Annotated in this window: 21 protein-coding genes, 1 tRNA gene and 2 pseudogenes; 4 read left to right on the forward strand and 20 right to left on the reverse strand. The window is 38.3% G+C overall.

The features are described 5' to 3' along the window. Nucleotides 1–135: 135 nt before the first annotated feature. The 7 genes from ACLRYO_RS05250 to ACLRYO_RS05280 form a co-directional block, all read right to left on the reverse strand. Nucleotides 136–1,782 (reverse strand): DUF438 domain-containing protein, encoded by a 1,647-nt coding sequence (locus tag ACLRYO_RS05250; protein ID WP_413084706.1) that lies wholly within the window; start codon nucleotides 1,780–1,782, stop codon nucleotides 136–138. 328 nt (nucleotides 1,783–2,110) lie between these two features. Beyond that, nucleotides 2,111–2,740 (reverse strand): superoxide dismutase, encoded by a 630-nt coding sequence (locus ACLRYO_RS05255; protein WP_058948276.1) that lies wholly within the window; start codon nucleotides 2,738–2,740, stop codon nucleotides 2,111–2,113. A gap of 359 nt (nucleotides 2,741–3,099) precedes the next feature. Next, nucleotides 3,100–3,639: a cysteine hydrolase family protein gene (locus ACLRYO_RS05260; protein ID WP_227037257.1), complete on the reverse strand. Its 540-nt coding sequence runs from the start codon at nucleotides 3,637–3,639 to the stop codon at nucleotides 3,100–3,102. Nucleotides 3,640–3,852: 213 nt separating this feature from the next. Next, nucleotides 3,853–4,365 (reverse strand): phosphatidylglycerophosphatase A, encoded by a 513-nt coding sequence (locus tag ACLRYO_RS05265; protein ID WP_316066530.1) that lies wholly within the window; start codon nucleotides 4,363–4,365, stop codon nucleotides 3,853–3,855. Nucleotides 4,366–4,378: 13 nt separating this feature from the next. Then, a complete protein-coding gene (locus tag ACLRYO_RS05270) occupies nucleotides 4,379–4,771 on the reverse strand; it encodes a hypothetical protein (RefSeq protein ID WP_315308515.1) in 393 nt (130 codons plus the stop codon). Nucleotides 4,772–4,871: 100 nt separating this feature from the next. Continuing rightward, complete coding sequence (locus ACLRYO_RS05275; RefSeq protein WP_004698208.1) at nucleotides 4,872–5,216, reverse strand: zinc ribbon domain-containing protein YjdM; 345 nt, start codon at nucleotides 5,214–5,216, stop codon at nucleotides 4,872–4,874. A gap of 209 nt (nucleotides 5,217–5,425) precedes the next feature. Further along, nucleotides 5,426–5,785, reverse strand: a complete 360-nt coding sequence (locus ACLRYO_RS05280; RefSeq protein WP_316066529.1) for a MerR family transcriptional regulator — start codon at nucleotides 5,783–5,785, stop codon at nucleotides 5,426–5,428. 66 nt (nucleotides 5,786–5,851) lie between these two features. Here ACLRYO_RS05280 and ACLRYO_RS05285 point away from each other — a divergent pair, with 66 nt between their 5' ends. Beyond that, on the forward strand, nucleotides 5,852–6,229 hold the full coding sequence (locus tag ACLRYO_RS05285; protein WP_316066527.1) for a carboxymuconolactone decarboxylase family protein: 378 nt from the start codon (nucleotides 5,852–5,854) through the stop codon (nucleotides 6,227–6,229). 612 nt (nucleotides 6,230–6,841) lie between these two features. Further along, nucleotides 6,842–6,913 (forward strand): putative holin-like toxin, encoded by a 72-nt coding sequence (locus ACLRYO_RS05290; protein ID WP_219565824.1) that lies wholly within the window; start codon nucleotides 6,842–6,844, stop codon nucleotides 6,911–6,913. 167 nt (nucleotides 6,914–7,080) lie between these two features. On the opposite strand, the gene ACLRYO_RS05295 is transcribed toward ACLRYO_RS05290, so the two are convergent. Further along, nucleotides 7,081–7,467 (reverse strand): succinylarginine dihydrolase, encoded by a 387-nt coding sequence (locus ACLRYO_RS05295; protein WP_227037256.1) that lies wholly within the window; start codon nucleotides 7,465–7,467, stop codon nucleotides 7,081–7,083. Between the two features lie 243 nt (nucleotides 7,468–7,710). Next, nucleotides 7,711–8,208 (reverse strand): ECF transporter S component, encoded by a 498-nt coding sequence (locus ACLRYO_RS05300; RefSeq protein ID WP_316066525.1) that lies wholly within the window; start codon nucleotides 8,206–8,208, stop codon nucleotides 7,711–7,713. A 233-nt stretch (nucleotides 8,209–8,441) separates the two neighbouring features. Here ACLRYO_RS05300 and ACLRYO_RS05305 point away from each other — a divergent pair, with 233 nt between their 5' ends. After that, on the forward strand, nucleotides 8,442–9,008 hold the full coding sequence (locus ACLRYO_RS05305; RefSeq protein WP_316066523.1) for an NAD(P)H-dependent oxidoreductase: 567 nt from the start codon (nucleotides 8,442–8,444) through the stop codon (nucleotides 9,006–9,008). 137 nt (nucleotides 9,009–9,145) lie between these two features. Here the strand turns inward: ACLRYO_RS05305 and ACLRYO_RS05310 are convergent. From ACLRYO_RS05310 to ACLRYO_RS05360, 11 genes and pseudogenes are all read right to left on the reverse strand, one after another. Continuing rightward, a pseudogene (locus ACLRYO_RS05310) lies at nucleotides 9,146–9,432 on the reverse strand (DUF2695 domain-containing protein). A 13-nt stretch (nucleotides 9,433–9,445) separates the two neighbouring features. After that, the gene (locus ACLRYO_RS05315) at nucleotides 9,446–9,952 is read right to left on the reverse strand and encodes a YfbM family protein (protein WP_316066522.1); all 507 of its coding nucleotides are present in this window, start codon (nucleotides 9,950–9,952) and stop codon (nucleotides 9,446–9,448) included. Between the two features lie 103 nt (nucleotides 9,953–10,055). Further along, a pseudogene (locus ACLRYO_RS05320) lies at nucleotides 10,056–10,643 on the reverse strand (hypothetical protein). Between the two features lie 29 nt (nucleotides 10,644–10,672). Beyond that, entirely contained in the window at nucleotides 10,673–11,479 is an 807-nt protein-coding gene (locus ACLRYO_RS05325; RefSeq protein WP_077707791.1) for a hypothetical protein, read from the reverse strand. Between the two features lie 25 nt (nucleotides 11,480–11,504). After that, nucleotides 11,505–12,047 carry a hypothetical protein gene (locus ACLRYO_RS05330; RefSeq protein ID WP_077707792.1) on the reverse strand — a complete coding sequence of 181 codons (543 nt, stop codon included), beginning with the start codon at nucleotides 12,045–12,047 and terminating at the stop codon, nucleotides 11,505–11,507. A gap of 36 nt (nucleotides 12,048–12,083) precedes the next feature. Then, a complete protein-coding gene (locus tag ACLRYO_RS05335; RefSeq protein ID WP_278605104.1) occupies nucleotides 12,084–12,590 on the reverse strand; it encodes a hypothetical protein in 507 nt (168 codons plus the stop codon). An 85-nt stretch (nucleotides 12,591–12,675) separates the two neighbouring features. Continuing rightward, a complete protein-coding gene (locus tag ACLRYO_RS05340; protein ID WP_278605103.1) occupies nucleotides 12,676–13,107 on the reverse strand; it encodes a hypothetical protein in 432 nt (143 codons plus the stop codon). 20 nt (nucleotides 13,108–13,127) lie between these two features. Next, entirely contained in the window at nucleotides 13,128–13,943 is an 816-nt protein-coding gene (locus ACLRYO_RS05345; protein WP_278605102.1) for a DUF2262 domain-containing protein, read from the reverse strand. 119 nt (nucleotides 13,944–14,062) lie between these two features. Beyond that, complete coding sequence (locus ACLRYO_RS05350) at nucleotides 14,063–14,893, reverse strand: DUF6630 family protein (protein ID WP_413084707.1); 831 nt, start codon at nucleotides 14,891–14,893, stop codon at nucleotides 14,063–14,065. Nucleotides 14,894–15,142: 249 nt separating this feature from the next. Next, nucleotides 15,143–15,219 (reverse strand) — tRNA-Arg (locus tag ACLRYO_RS05355). 48 nt (nucleotides 15,220–15,267) lie between these two features. Next, nucleotides 15,268–16,260, reverse strand: coding sequence for a 5'-nucleotidase, lipoprotein e(P4) family (locus ACLRYO_RS05360; protein WP_413084708.1), 993 nt, complete (start codon nucleotides 16,258–16,260; stop codon nucleotides 15,268–15,270). Nucleotides 16,261–16,529: 269 nt separating this feature from the next. Here ACLRYO_RS05360 and ACLRYO_RS05365 point away from each other — a divergent pair, with 269 nt between their 5' ends. Continuing rightward, nucleotides 16,530–17,411 carry a hypothetical protein gene (locus ACLRYO_RS05365; protein WP_413084709.1) on the forward strand — a complete coding sequence of 294 codons (882 nt, stop codon included), beginning with the start codon at nucleotides 16,530–16,532 and terminating at the stop codon, nucleotides 17,409–17,411. The last annotated feature ends 53 nt before the right edge of the window (nucleotides 17,412–17,464 follow it).

Genomic DNA, 17,464 nt, shown 5'->3' on the forward strand with positions numbered 1-17,464 from the left:
CGGTAAACTATAAGGCATACAAAAAGGCTGCTCTACCATCAAATCGTGTAGAGCAGCCTCTTTTCTATATATGTCTTACTTTTCTATATATGTCTCATATATGTTACCTATTCAGGTTACCACATATATAGGGTCTTATTTAGTTCTAGCGAAATGATCTTTTGCAAATTGCATGTCTTGTACGAGTTCCAATGTACCAATATAGTTATTGTTTTGGTCACGAACAGCCATGTAATTAACATAGAATGGACGACCTTGCTTTTCAAGCCATACTGCTACATTATCGCGATCACCTTTACGGAAGGAATCAATGATACCACGTACGATTGGTTCTACCTTTGGCGGATGGCAGGAATACACATCGCGACCGATAGCTGTCGTAGGGCGTTTGAAGACCTTTTCACCATCGTTGAAGTAACGGTTAATGTCTTCGTGATCAACGAAGGTTACTTCCATTGGCATTGTATTAAGCATGGCATTTAATTGATCCACAGTCAAGCTACCACCGATTAGAGCAATGGTATTATCATCGCCACTTGCTTTTGTTGTTTGTGTTGCTAATGCGGTTTCAGCCTCTGGCCAAGCAGTGCGTTTTACCCCAAAGATTTCTTCATACTGTGCTGTATCTTTGTAGATTTGGTACCACTCTTCAGTACTGAAGTTTTCTGCACAGATTGGGAACAAAATATTTTGTTCTTTATAAATCATTTCTTGCGCACGTGTAAGAAGCTCATCAAAACGTCTATACCAATCATCTACGCTTTGGCTAGACTTAGCTAAATCACCTAGTTGGTCCCGAATATCACCATCAACAGTCCACATAACCATAGATGGACCAGAAATATCATAGGCTACTTTCAAATGCGGATACAAAAGGTCACCCTTCTTAGCATAGTGAACAGATACTTGACGCACTGCATTTACATCATCAACGGTTGCCGTTTTATCTGCCACCTTAGGTCGAATGGATTCAATTAACGCATCAAGAGCCTTGTTTTCTTCTGTTAATTGATGGAGTGGATGTCCTACAGTTTCAATCAAGGACACCACACTTTTGCTCTTCTCTTGAGCCTCTAACACAGCCTCAACCTTAGCATGTTCCGACTCCATTTGTTCATGAATAGTAGAACCGTGGAACAAGGCAGAGTGAAGGTCACATAATTGTTGCACCTCAGCTAATGGTGTACCTTCACGCATAAGACCTTGCTCAGCTTTCATAATTTCACTAGCCTCAACATGGGCAAATTGACTAGCAAAATCTTCACGAACGGCACCAAGCTCTTCGCCTGTACCTAACCGTTTCAGGAATCCTTTAAGTTGCTCTACACGTTCGCTATCTTGAACAGCATCTTCAGCCTTAGCTTCGGAATTTTCTTCCGTGTTAGCTTTCGCTGTAGTAGATGCTGCTGCATTTGTTTCTACTGCATTTGCTGCAACTGTACTAGAAGCTACCTTAGCAGATACATCCGTAACATTAGACTTTGTAGCCACTTCAGTAGGTTCCACGCCAGAATGACCCGCAGATTCCGCATCATCACCCGATAGGTTTGGCATGTCACCTTCTAAGGTAAAACCAGCTTTCATAAAAGCACCCACGATATCAATCATGGATACACCTTTCATCTTAGCCCCTTTTGGGATAGTCATGATTTTGCCAACAGAATTCAACATCACCTTATTTGTGATTTCGCTGAATCCTAATTCCTTCATAATATCTGTTACTTCAGGATATTCTTTTACCAAATCATATACAGATTTGGATAAATCTAATTTCTTTTCCATTTTGTTCCCCTCGTGTCAAAAATTTCTATACTATACTTATAAAATAGTATCATTCCTCTATATGCGTATATTACACATATGAAGCTATTTATTTACGGTAAAAGGTCTATATGTAATGACCTATGGTTCTATGATAAACGATATCGATTAGAAAATCTGTATCCGTGGCTATACTTTTGAAAGTTATTTATAAGATGAAATAACAGTAATAAAACACCGGATAATCGATCATGTAGACCAACTATCCGGTATTTACGTTACATTATATTATTATTCTCGTTTCTGTTTCTGTTTCTGTTTCTGTTTCTGTTTCTAACAAGTATACCACTTAATCATGATGTGGTTTCAATGCTTTTTCGTAGTTTTCAGAAACTTTGTCCCAGTTAATAACGCGGAAGAATTCCTTGATATAGTCTGGGCGACGGTTTTGGTAGTGCAAATAGTATGCATGTTCCCAAACGTCCAAACATAAAATTGCTTTTTTACCTTCCAATAGAGGGTTGTCTTGGTTCGCAGAGGATGTCACTTCTAGCTTGCCATCTTTGTTAACTACAAGCCAAGCCCAACCGGAGCCAAAACGTGTAGCTGCCGCAGTAGAGAAGCTTTCAACAAAAGCATCGTATCCACCAAGTTCAGCATCGATAGCCTCTTTCAAAGAACCTTGCAATTTAGAAGTATCTGGTTTTGTCATGATGTCCCAGAACATGGTATGGTTCTTGTGACCGCCACCATTGTTGATAACTGCTTGACGGATATCTTCAGGCACATTAGCAATATCGCCGAGAATACAGTCTACACAACCATACGGAAGATCAGGATATTTCGCGATAGCAGCGTTCAAATTATTAACATAGGCTTGATGATGCTTGTCATGATGCAATTTCATTGTTTCAGCATCGATAACAGGTTCAAGGTAATCATACGCATACGGTAATGGTGCGAGTTCGAAAGGTTTCATAGTAGTCCTCCTTAAATTTAGGGCATAGAACAATTCTAACTGTTTCGTATCATCGTTCTTGTGAAAGCGATTCGATGCACCTGCATCGGTAATATAGAATCAATCTACTAGCATAGCATATATACTTTAAGAAGAGACTGATTATCCTAACGTAACCAGAAGTTAGGATATAATCTTTTAGCTAACAAATTGATATGAATTATCATTCTTTATCTAATTGTACACATTATATAGAAAAACGTCAATATAAAAGACGAACATAAAAGGCCATAGGAACTCCTACAGCCTTTAATTAGTTAATTATTATGTGACTTTTGATCAACAATATCACATAACTTTATATAAATTTGATCCACAAGTTAGTCAATGATGCACTGACACATTTTCATCGTTGTTAATGCCGCTTGATGAGACTCCTCTGTTACGCCAGCACAACAGCTCGAATCAATGTGAATAGGAATCTCTGGCAAGCCTGCTTTCAACAGGATCGCATTGGACACAACGCAAATATCTGTGCATAAGCCGATGAGCGTAATAGACTCAATAGGATTTACCCTATCCATGCCCTCTAAGCGACTTACTAGCTCAAAAGAGGCAAAGTTTGGCTTATCTACAAAGGATACGGGGCTCATGATTGAACGACCTTCTGCAGCCTCGATCAATCCCTCCACAATATGCCAGCCCTCGGTATTTTTCACGCAGTGAGACACTGGTAAAAGCTTTCCTTCTTGACGTTCCAAGTAATCCCTATCATGCGTATCGCGAGTAAAAATAATAGGACCATCAAAGCTTTCAATTTTCTTACGCACATTATCTACGATTAACTGTGCTTGCGATGAGCCAAGTGCACCATCTACAAAATCATTTTGCATATCGATTACTACCAGAACCTTTTGCATAGCTCCTCCTGTATATAGCTACAAAACCAAGTACTTATTTCCAATCAATATTATTTATACTCTTTATTCTTTATAACATCAATAGTATCTACCAACTCTATAAATTGTTATCAAGTTGTTGTGAAAGTGTCATCAAATTGTTGTGAAAGTGTTATCAATTAGTCATCGAAGCCCACCTCATACTTTATCGACAAGTAGATATATGACGGACTTCTATTCTTCTACTATAGCATGTTGCACGCGATTTGGTTCATTATGTGCTAGTTTCCCTGCCGCTGCTGCCGCTACGGCACCTACCAAATCATCGAGAAATGTATTACAATGCCCGCCCTCTTCACTATCTAATTTTCTGATAATACCTGGCTTCACCTTATCTAAATATCCATAATTTGTAAAACCAATGGATCCATACAAATTAACGATGGAAAAAGCCAAAATTTCATCAATACCATATAGGCTTTCATCATTAGCAACAATGCGTTGCAATGGCTGAGATAATTTATTCTGCTCTGTCAACTTATCAAGCTCTATGCCCGTAATAATTGCATTATGTACCTCCCGTTTAGATAGTACAGACGCCACGCTATCTCTACACTCTTCAAGTTTTAAATTCGGCATATATGGTTTTTGTACATAAAAAACAAGCTCTGCAATGTCCTCTAATGTGACACCCCGTTCAGCGAGAAGCTCGTAAGTATATCTCTCTAAATCTTTTGTAGCCTCCATAAGTCCTCCTTTATCATTTCTTTAGATTATTATCAGATAACATGACAATACTAACGGGAATCGTTACAACGAGCGCTTCATCAGTATCAACATGCTTAGTATTCCAAGCCGCCTCTTTAGCAGCCTCCTCAAAAATTGGGTACGCTTCACGATCTAGCTTCCAATTATTAGGACCCGCTTCAACAGCTACAATATTACCCTTATCGTCCGTCTTAATCTCTATAGGAACGATTAATGTTCCGTCTGCACTCGTTTCAAAAGCCTCTGGTGGAATGATTACGTTATAAGAAATCTGTTGTTGCAATTCATAATTACGCTTGTCCGCAGGCTTTAAATCTGCAGCTAGAGAACTAATAGGACTCATCATAGATACTAATAAGGCCAATAAAATAACACGGTTAACCATAGTTTCCTCTCATCTAAAAACTCTCTTACTATATGCATTATAAGTTGATTATACCACGAAAAAATCCCTACCGAATTTTTATCGGTAGGGATTCCTTAGATTAGATTTTCTTAACCATTTCAGATTTCAATGCCATCGCACCGAAGCCATCAATTTTACAATCGATATCGTGACCGTCGCTTGCATCGGTGATGAGACGAATATTTTTTACGCGCGTACCTTGTTTTAATACGCCCGCACCTTTTACTTTGAGGTCTTTTACAACAACGACTGTATCGCCATCAGCAAGCTCGTTGCCGTTAGCATCGCGAATGATACCCGCTTCAGCTGCAGCTTGTGCGTCAGCCGCCGTCCATTCGTTGCCACACATAGGGCAGATAAACATATGACCGTCTTCGTATGTGTATTCATCGCCACACTTAGGGCAGTTAGGTAAATTTGCCATTTAGATCTCCTTTTTCACTACATAATGAAAGTATTATATCATATGAAAACTTTACTTAACTACCTAAAGAATAAGTCAAAAGTTAATTAATATTACTTACATGAGTTATAATCTAATCTATAAATTTTAAATTTAACTCCACCATTTTATCTTGATAGGGGGCTATTTAAGCCCCGCTTGCTTCAAGATTGATTTAATACGTATATCAATTATTTGTAATCTTGATTCAAAAGGTTTTCATACAACTCTAACTTATCTTCTAGATTATTCTTATAGCCTTCCAATCGTTTAATTTCGGCCTCAATAAATCGATAGTGTTCCTGCAACAGTGTCATTCTTTCACGGGCCGTATGAGCTCCGGCATACCGCAAGTCCGCATATCGCTTGATATTCGCAAGCGGCATTCCCATGTCTTTCAAGCGTTTGATAAACTGCACAAAGCCCACATCCTCCGCATGGTAATTGCGAATACCGTTCTGTCGCTCAATGTGAAGGAACCCTTGATCCTCATAATATCGCAATGTAGAAATAGGCAATCCTACCAATTTTGAAAACTCACCGATTTTCATACTTTCACCACCTTGACCTCAAGTATACTCGAGCATATATCATACGTCTAGACGGAGGTACTAATTATGAAAGAAACACGTTTTAACATCGGTATGAACACATTGAAACAGATTGACGGGCTGCACGGCGAGGAGGTATATAACACAATTCAAGAGATTTCACCAGCCATCGCTGATTTATTGGTCGAACTGTTCGGTGATATCTACACGCGCCCTAACTTGAATTTCAAGGAACGGGAACTGATTACGCTCGCGTCCTTGTTAACGCTGGGCGGTTGCGAGGCTCAGCTGAAAGTACATACCAATGCGGCACTCAACGTCGGTATCGCGCCCGAGCAAATCGTAGAGGTCTGCACCCACTGCATCCCCTATGCGGGATTTCCACGCGTGCTGAACGCACTGTTTGCGGTGAAAGCAGTCTTTGAAGAACGAAACGTACTATAATTAAAGAACGACGGCAACAAAAATAGAGGATCCCGACGGACCCTCTCAACAGCATTATTATATTATGTACATTACACGGCGCATCCAGATTGACGATATACGCCAATTTCATTATAATGTAATAAAGAGATAGTCGACGAGTGGTTCCGTCAGGCTCATCCCAAAACATTATAAAACATGCAGAAATGGCCTTTCGTTTTCAGCTACCAGTTGGTAACGAAGGGCTATTTGTCGTTATTACGACAAATCAGCACTATCAATGCGCCAAAGGAAATAACGACAGTTAAAATCCCGAGGACAATCATAATGACTTCATAAGCATTCATAGGCTTTCACCCCCTTCAAAGAAAAAGGGTGTCCCAACCTCGTTCGACTATCTTACGTTTATTATAAACCGAACTTATGTTCTATGCAATAAAAAATCTATTAATAAATATTAGTCTATTTATAACTAACAAAGGGAGACTCTTCATAGAGTCTCCCTTTTATTCGTGTACAAGTTGTACGAAATTAATCCATATTTTTCAATCAATAATTTCTGCTATATACTAATAACGAAAGAGCCATTAACGTGAGTTGGGTTCATCTCCGTCTTTTGAGGGAGGTGACATTATGACTGTATACGAAGCATTATCATTAATGATTTTATTCGCTACCCTCGTAGTGTTAATTCTTAAAAAATAATCAATATATTGATTATAAAATAAGATAAACCTAACGTTTAAGACTAAGTACGGCAATACTTAGACACGTTAGGTTTATCAAATTCCAATTTGTTTGATGAGCCTAACGCCAAGAACACGTTAACTGGCTCTTTTGTACTTATAGTATAGTCTGAATTCTAAAGACTGTCAATTTACATCATCCTTAGAGGAGATTATAAAATTAAATGGAATATAAATAACAAGCTCTTCTTTAACATCAATATCCCCTATATTCCAAACTGTATCTTTTGCAGACTGTACTAATTTTGAATATATCTCATCATTAGATATATACTCATTTGGATCTAACTCAACAGAAGTAATACGTCCTTGAGAATCCGTTCTTACCTGTAATGCAAAACTATAATCTTTATCATTCTTCGTTCTAAGGACTTCAGCCGGAATCTTTAACTGAGACTGTATCTGCTCATTAAGAGAGAGTTCTATATCAAGCGTGTCCCTCTGATAATCAGCAAAAGCATTAATAGGACTCAAAACAACTAGCAATAAAAATAAATATAAAACTCTAACCATAAAATTTCACCAATCATAACACACAACATAAAATTATTATTGAGTTTTATATTAACAAAACAAATAAAATATGTCCATTTATCTAAGCATCAATACTTTAAGGAAAATAATGACAATTAAAAGTTCATGGATAATTATAATAAAAACAAAGAAAGCACAGCGCTACTAGCGCTGTACTTTCTTGAGTGTCATCATTAACTATACTAACATCTTTTTCTACATCGTATACCAATAAGTATACTATTACGCAAGTCGTCTCCGTAATATAGCATATAAAATCATACTAATAATAACGCTCATAACAGCTTGAATAGTATTAGTTAAAATACTGGCAATGGCTACGCCTGGGTCGAATACAAAGTATTCGGCGATAAAGTAGCCAGCTACGATAACAATACCGCCTACGATAGTTGCTACCAAGGCAGAGGTAGTTGTCTTATGGTTATAGACAGTACCGACAAGATAGCCTTCAATGCCTTTCACCACGAAGGTGATGGGTACAAAGACTGCATAGCCGAGGAATAAATCAGCTAGTGCCGGGCCGATAGCACCAATATAGGCGCTATATTTTCGACCTAATAATAGAGCTGACGTCATAATAACGACATCTCCTACATTGAAATAGCCGCGAATGCCAGGTACTGGAATTTTCGTGTACATGGTAAACAATGTTGCGAGGGCAATCAATACGGCTGTGAGTACTAACGCGGACGTAGTACTGCGGGTTTGAACGTGTTGCATAGCGTCCTCCTTATAAAAAAATAGACATGTGACTATATCCATCACATGTCTATACTATATACCTTTATAGTAACACCTGCAAATAAAAGAAATTAACAATACTTCCTTAGCAAATTCTATCGTCATTTACTTTCAGAATAAATACTCTTCACTAGACTTTAACTTAATATAGATACCATTTTACTATACAAATTCCTTCAACCTGACGATGATTAAATAGAAAGGAACTAGCCATGAATATTTTAATCATTTACACCTATCCTAATCATCAAAGTTTTAATAATGCTATTCTGAAAGTAGTGCAACAGAATCTTTCAAAGGATCACAATGTGAACACCTTGGATCTATATGAGGAGCAATTCGATCCTATATTGCGATTTGATAATACGCACAAACGTCGAGATTTAAGTACTGTGCCAGACATGGAAAAGTATCGCAATATGATTACTTGGGCAGACCATATCATCTTTATCTACCCAATTTGGTGGAGCGGTATGCCCGCAATGCTCAAAGGCTTTATCGATCGCGTATTTACAGCAGGCTTTGCCTATTCATACGGTAAAAGAGGCCTTATAGGTCATTTACAAGGGAAATCAGCCTGGATTATCACCACACATAACACTCCCGCCTTTGTAACGCCGTTTATTCAGGACTATGGCAAGATATTAAAAAATCAGATTCTGAAATCCTGCGGCATTAAACCTGTTACACATACCCAGTTGGCGGGCACAGAAAACAGTTCGGACAAAAAACGTCGGCGTTTCTTAGACAAAATTGCTAATATCGCCAGCAGTATTTAACATTTCTAGTATACTATGATTTTTTACCAAAGATTACTTGGTTACCAAAATCACAAATAAATTTACATTAGACTGCTTACAGTTTGCTCTAAGTCAAAAACAAACTGTATACGAAAACCTCCCCAATTACATAGATATTACTCTTCAAATCTCTCTTCTACATTATAGAGAACCTCACAATCACACCCGCCACCTTCGTTAATAATCCAGGCTAGTACACTTTCAACATCTACGCTTGCTTTTCCAAAAATTCTCTTGTGAAAGTCAAACTATGATCGCAACCATCATTTGTCTCTAATTTCTCATCTACATAGTCAAAGAGATTCCAAAATAGCTCTTCATCCATAGGCAGACTATCATTAAAAGATTGCCTTTGCTCATCAGCATAAGCCTTTAGCAATTCCTTTTTACGCGCTTTGTCCATTATAACCACCTTTTTAACAAATCGAAACTACTGCGTGGCCCTTCGCTTCTAGCACTTTTTTATAGAACACCTTCATCTGCTCGAAGTCATGGAGAAGCTCATCTATGATTTCCTCCTCTTCTTCGTCATAGTCCCAAATATTTGGGTATAACTCAGCCTCTTTACAGGCTTTCATATCGAAAGATTCGAGTGCTTGATCCATATCAAACTGCTCTAGAGCCGCTACGATATCAGCTATTTGAGAATGTTCCGTATAGGCCATATAGTCTGATAAATCCTCTATAGACGTTACACCAAGCACAGCTTGACTAAGTGGATTATCATCTATTCTATGATCAGTACTCACACCAGTAAGCACGAAGTGAAGGACATCCCACATCTTATCGATGTCGAACAATAACTCGTCCTCATCGCTCCACTCTTCAACGGTTTCAAAAAGATCCTTCTTTGATGAGCCTAACCCTTTGAGTTCTTTTAAGCTTTCATCACTTATACAATTATAATTTGCAATGAGTCCCATACTCTAAAACCTCCCTAGATACTCAGTAATCTAAAACTTACATAGTTACTTAGGAATCTATAATCTTCATAAATGCCGAATAATTCGAAGCCTCCACTAATAGTTAGTTCTCTATCTCTGTCAACAATTCTAGCAACGTAACCTCATATTTGTTATTTTTGTCTAACAATGGCTTACATAATAGAAGCACTTGTAAAGAATAGTAGTAGAAGCTAAAGAACAGATCATCCGGAAATACCTCTTCTTCCTCATATCTAAGAACATCTTCATCATATTCTTCAGACCAAAGATACTCTTCGTTGAGCATATCCTCAAAGTTCGATAATTAATCTACATGTTCTAGCATAAGACCATCTCTAATACACTCAGCAATAATGATGAATAATTCAGCTAATTCTTTTACTAAATATCTTGCGATCTGATTATGGCCTTGTTCTTCAACGGCTTTTTTAAAAATACGTAATAGAAAAATCAACGCAAAGGGCGTAGCATGCCATAAAGTCGATTGATGCTCAATGTTTTGGGCCAGCTCTTCACCTGCCGCATCAATGGCATCAACGTCCTTCATATCCCACAACACCTCAAGATGAGCAGGAAAATCTGTAGCACGGCCGTAAGTTGTGGTCAAACGATGCCAGGGTATATCACTGACTTTCACAGTTTCTATATATGTTTGAGTTGTTGCATTCATCACATCTACTCCCTTTTTTAGCGCAATAATTATTGGTGAACAATATCTTTCACCAATTCATTAGTATCTATCAGGCGAATTCTACCTCTTCTAGGCTCATCTGTAATCTCGGTGTAGATATCGTCCAATGTGCCTGCCGGTGCTAGTTTCCACAGCTTGCACGGATACAGTTCAACAGCCCCAATGATTTCTAAATGGTCTAGCAATAGGCCTAGATCTTTATGATTAAACCAACAGTCGGTATCGATACCGAAATTTGTATTATCTTTACGACAGGAAATTTGACTATTTAAAAAATCATCCATACTAGGTTTGTGCGCTTGTAAAAGTCTTGTACAGGCCAAATGGTACTCGATTTTCCGCGGTGATTGATCCACGTCAGATACAAAAATAGCTCCATACTCGTTTTCAAACTTAACAGCTAATACGTCGCCCACCTTAAAATGAGGTTCTCGCTTTGTTTTAGATTTACGAACCTTTAGAGGCTTTGGATTTTCACTTTGTAGTTGTACGGCTAATGTATCTAACACCTTTTGCCGTTGTTTGAGCGCCTTACTATCAATTTCTAGCCAAAACTCATGAGCGCCCTTCGCGATTATGTCTAATGCATTCTCTTTGATATCCTGCGGCAGATGACCTATCTTCCACAGCGAATAGGCTACGGCAGTCCAATAAATTTCTGTATAGAATTCGTCAGTACAAAAATTCTGCTCTTCAGCCAGAATTTCTGAAACAATGGTATCAATACTGATACCATCTCTATAGCGCTCAACAATCAAATTATAAATATCATGGCCATCATCACTATCTATGATTTTTACTCCATCAATAGCCATATAATTCTCCTTTTAAACAATACGTCTAGAAAAACAGATTATGTGATTCTGTAACGGTTCCATCATCTTCATGGAAATAACAAATATATAAAGGAACTCGATGTGCAGCGTCATAGAATTTTTGTAATTCAGCAGCCACATTTGCTTCTAAAGGCATGCCTAGCACCTGAACAACGGTTTCCCATACATCCATTTCTGTATAAGAAGCGATTTGATCATGTCGCTCATTGGCATAGGCTTCAAGAGTAGATATGTCCGTATATTGGCTGGCGTCACAATAATCATGCCAGCAAATGCTATACACCAACAAATGGATTAAATCATCTACACTTTCAGCTATACGACCACATTCCCCCTCGCTACTCATATATCCGATAGAGCCATCCTCTAATTGATGATATTCGCCACCGGCACCATCACGAGCAAAAGCTACTCCGTCCACGGAAAAGGTACATCGCCCCTCTACCTCATCACGTTTTGTAGGTTCATCGAGTAAAAAGAAATCAAATAGAGCATCAAAATTTGCTGCCAAGTTAGAATCTTCACACAATAGTTTTAAATAATCCATATTCTTCCCTCTTATTGATTCTCTCATCTCTCTATTTCATCTATTATTTTCTCGTAATGCCAATAATGCAGAAACTTCATCCATGTCGAGATTAAACATATTACTTTCAAGATCAATTGGCTCAAAATAGTAGCGAACCGTATCCGCCCCAAATTCATCGTCTAATTTGGACCATTCTGTCCCTGAAAGCACGGTAAATCCGAGCGTATCGTTTCCAAGGCTTTCAGCAAACCAACGCACCTCATAATCAGGCTTAACAAAGTCGTTGAAGTATTTGATGGTCACATCCCGATCTTTCTCATCACCGTAGGGAATTAGCAATTTTTTATCGCCCTTTTGTAACACAATATCGTCACCATAGGGCTTTCCATTACTAACGGGTTGAATGTCGATAGGCTCATCCATTATGTCATTAAAATAGTTCACCACATCTTCGTCATCCTCGCGCCAGTCAATCCAGCTGATAGCTTCGGAATCAAATAAACCATATACATCAATGTCATTGGCAAAGAAACTTCTTACTTGATTATATATATCTTCCATTATCTCTCCTGTATATCGTTTATATCTTAAGCTAGGCTACTACACCCATATCGCCACTTTAAAATAACTCTATAATATTTCAACTTTATAATGCTTCATAAATCACATCTTGTTGAGCCGTAAAGTTTTCATCAAAAGAAACCAAAACATATAGATGTCCTGCTGGGGATTCACCTATATCATAACCTAGTGCAAATGCATCGTAACAACCTGACTTATCCAGCATTATATCCGTTAGTGTTAGCACTTTATCCTCTTTTGGCGATATATCCTTTAGTATGACTTCCTGAGCCAATCGATCTAATTCATCTAATTGAACATATAATTGTCCCCACATTGGTAGTGAAAGCACCTCAGCCTCAGTATAATCGGTACAACTAATATTGAGATTTTGAAAGGCTTGTCCTATATTCTCTAAGCGATTAGTACCAAATCGGCGAGATACAAAGTAAACCCCATACGGTTCTACAGACCAGCTTTCAATATTCCATAATGTCATTAATTCCGATTTTCTCATTAGGATGCTCCATTAATTGATTATCCTGCAATATCTGCATCAACAGGGTTCCCATCCGCATCAATATGGGCTATGATACAGTGTCCCCAGAAGATATCATCGTCGTCATAATAGACCTCTATGGTGCCATCATTACGAAACGCCAATTCGCCCATAGTAATACGCTTGGCAAATACGTCCGCTGTAATCGGGTCTTGGTCATCGTTATCTAGCCAGTCATTAGCAAGATCTAGCAATGTCTCACTAATATATGCACTAATTCGTTGTTCAAATGCTTTGAAATTCTCGATTGTATTGAAAGCCGCCAATGCTACGGTACAGCTTTCATCAGAACCCTCATCCACATCAAGGGTGAAAGCATAATCATCAATTCTAGATGTATAGTATTGATACTCTCGATTTAACAGGAAATCGCCCCTGTCAGTATGAAGGTATTTAGGGGTTTTCAAATAAGCTGACAACACCTCCAACTCGCTATGTTTAGCATGTTCCTCTAACACCGCAAGCACATAATAGCGATTATTCCAAGAAGGGCGCATATAGCCTAAATCCTCTATAGGTTTTGCTTTCTTAACTAACAATTTGTAGACCCCATGAGGCTCAAAAGAATAACCCCATCTATCTTCAAGACCATCAATAATCCACGTCAAAATACCTTCGCTGCGGTCAAGTACTCCAGTTCGTGTATCTAGGATAGCATCGGTGGATACTAATGGTCTATGGTACTTATCCAAATAAGGACTAGCCCCATTCGCATCACTGCGCGGCAATGCATAAATTTCAAACTCTTCCGATTCAAACTCTGCTTCATATTCTGGTAGACGTACAACACTCATATGACTCTCTCCTATTCATTACATTTATACGGTGCAAATTGTTTACAGTTAAGAATTACAACCTTTTTATAGATACTGCCACATTATAATCGTGCTACTACATCATAATTCTCGTTACATCACAAACGTTCTGCTACATCGATTCTATGTAACAGCTCTTTTGCTAGTTCTTGGGCCGTTTCGAATTTCTCATTTGAAAGCACCATAAGTACAAAGCTATCGGTTCCGATATCCATACCTACTAACTTATGGGCTTCCCATGTGGCATTAAGATCCGCACTCCAGTCCGTAATGCATTGGTCTTCATCTAATGCTGCTGTATCAATAGTTAGATTTTCGCTAGTATCTAAAGACTTGTTACGTATTAATTTCTGCACATTATGAACAAAATCCTCTAGTTCACACTTACAGCTTAGCTCTACGGCATATCCTTTAGATACTAGTTTCTCATAAAGGTTCCACCAACTATCTTCTAATTCTTCCATGGAGCGCAACTTAGCCTCGGTCATAAAAGATTTAGCTTGTTTAGCATCGCCTAGTAATAACGTTGCTAGCTCTGTAAATGTCAGTTTCATCTGCTCTATATCTAGATACGCTACTTCTACACACAAACTACAATCAGGTACTCTGCGTTTTTTCACAAAAGCCCGCATCATCTTCACAGCGTTAGGATAACTTACATCAGCCATACGATAGGTCTTGCCATCTATATCTAAGAATAAATCTACTGCATCCTGCGTTTTACCTACACGTGCTTTCATGGCTGTACATCCATCGATGGCATGAGGTGGGTATACCTCCACGTACATAGAAAATCCATCATGCATAGCCTTTAAGGTATTATCTATTCCTACTATGTTAAAACCATTTCGATTATAATTAGGGTTCTTCATGTGCCACTCTTCGTAATTGTCAAAAAGCTTTTCTTGAATCCAATTGTAAAAGCTCATATACACTCTCCACTATACACTGCCGTTTACATACAATAATTATCTTAATTATATCATTATAAAGAGATACTTATCATAAAACTTATGTTTAATTAGCATAAGAATAATTTCTGATAAAATAAGTTTTCAAATCGATTCTGCTCTATGAGACAGTGTTTTAGGTCTCAAAACCTAAAAAGAGCCAAGATTTAAGTCTTGGCTCCTAAAAAGACATAATACTAAAAAACATATGCCCATTAATTATTTTATTGGTGCGCCTAACCGGAATCGAACCAGTGACACGCAGTTTAGGAAACTGCTGCTCTATCCTACTGAGCTATAGACGCATGTACACTTTATTATATCGTTTTTAATAAAGTATACGCAAGGCGTCTTTATTGTTGTAGGTATTGGTTATTTACTTGTTTTTGTTCTTCTGGGCTGAGGTTTTGGTAGCCTTTAGCTAATGCACTTACCCAAGATCCGTAAGCAGGGTTTGGGAATACCACAAAGGTAGTACCAAAGTCCTCTTTATGATTGTCGATGATGGCATTTCTTTCAGCTAGTGTCTTGCCTTTTGTGCCGATTGGGAAATCACCGGCGTTATCGCCCATATATACAATGACATAATATTTTTTAGCAATCATATCAAAGCGAGGTTGTTTATCAGAGTCTTTTTCGAATAGTAGTACATGGTCTTTATCGACAGATGGGAACCCTAATGCCTTAAAGTTTTGTACTGTTGCATCGTAGTTAACGGGTGCGTATCGATTTGAAACATAGAAGATTTCTACCCCTTGTTTATGTACTTCATTTAGAAATTCAACGGCTCCAGGCATGGCTTGCGATTTTCCTTGATGTACGGCTTGACGCCACCAAGGAGCATCAAAACGACCATTACCATTTACAATGCTTTCACCCATCAACTTGGTATTATCCACTACGGTTTCGTCCGCATCAAGAACGATAGCTAAAGGTTTTCGTTGATGAGATGGATCAGTAACGGCCATCTTAACGGCATTCATTGCCACATTATACCCTTGATACGCCAACGCTCTGTACTCTGCAGAGGTACGCATCCATAGCAAGCCCATCGTTTCAGTTTCGGCTTGGTACTGTTGCTTTTGCTTGAGGGCTTCCTGTGCCGCTACATCATTAGCTACTACATTATTAGTTACTGTATTATTTGTTGTAACACTAACTCCATCATTCTTAACTGCTGTAACAGTAACAGGCTGAACTGGTTGAGCCTGCGTTACAACAGCAGCAGAAACAGGGCTATTTGTTTTTACCTTAGTCGGAGAATCCGCTTGTACCACAGGCCCTATACAAAGGCTTCCTCCCATGCAAGCCACCATCACATACCATGCCAAACTACTAGATTTCATAACTGCCTCCTATTCACATGTAACATTTCGTACAAATTCAACACATCATATAATTCTACATAGTTATACTAAAATCCTTTTAAAATTTGTATATTTCTGAAAGTAAAAAAGAGCCTATACACCATACCATAAATCGATTCGATTCAGATAGTTGCTTAGGCTCTTTTAGAAGTTAATAAATACGGTTTTAAATTTATCTATGTAAAAACTATGCTATAATACAGCTATTGATGGTATTAGAGATTTCTTACTAAAGAGAGGTATATGTAATGAAACTATGTAAACGATCAATTATTGCCAGTTCACTATTAGCTATATTAGCTATATCATCTGCATATGGTGCTACCCCTATGCGATCTACTGAAAGCACAGATACTGCTATAGTTGATATGGATTACTCCAATCTTCCAGAGCTAAAAAGATCTATCGAAAGTGCAACACCAGCTATGGTACAATCTACTCTTGCTGCTTCTAAGGGAAAACCTACTAAAGATAAGCCCGTCTATTCAACAGTCACTATGACCGGTAATCGTGTTGTATCCGTAAAGACCTACAAAACTAAAGAAGAACAAGAAAAGGCCATGTTAAAGGAGCGTGAACGCTTAGACAAGGTCAGTGCGAAACGTCGTGCTAAGCGGAAAAATGAAACTCGCGCGGATATGCTAAAAGGTTTAAAAGCAATACCTATGTATCCACCTGTTAATGAAACACGAGCATTACAAAGCGAAATGTTCTCTCAACCATTTGGGAGACAACTCGATTTGCGTTTAGTAGAGGCCTACACACAAGATTATGACAAGGCCAAACCCGGCGATATTTATGTCTATGCAGATTATGTGGACTATACATCTAAGCAGCTATTAGGTGAAAAAGATGGTACTACTGCTATTTCAGCCATGATTCTACGTACAATCATGAGAAAAGACGAAAACAAAGCTTTCAGCATCGATGTAAATGCGTACTTCATAAATCCAACAACACATACGATTTCCATAAGTCGTTCTGAAGATGTAAAGGGCATCGATATCAAGAAAAGTGAAATAGCTGAAACCGTATTTAAACTACCGACACACCAGCTACAACCGGGTGATCCACAATATGAAATTGCTAAGCTCATGTATCAAGACTTAACAAGTAAAAAATTTGATTAGTAATATTTAAATACACTCTCCACAACAAAAGCCCCTCCTTACTATGAGCTACA

It is taken from the genome of Veillonella parvula, from assembly GCF_047241225.1.
Lineage (GTDB): Bacteria > Bacillota > Negativicutes > Veillonellales > Veillonellaceae > Veillonella > Veillonella parvula_O.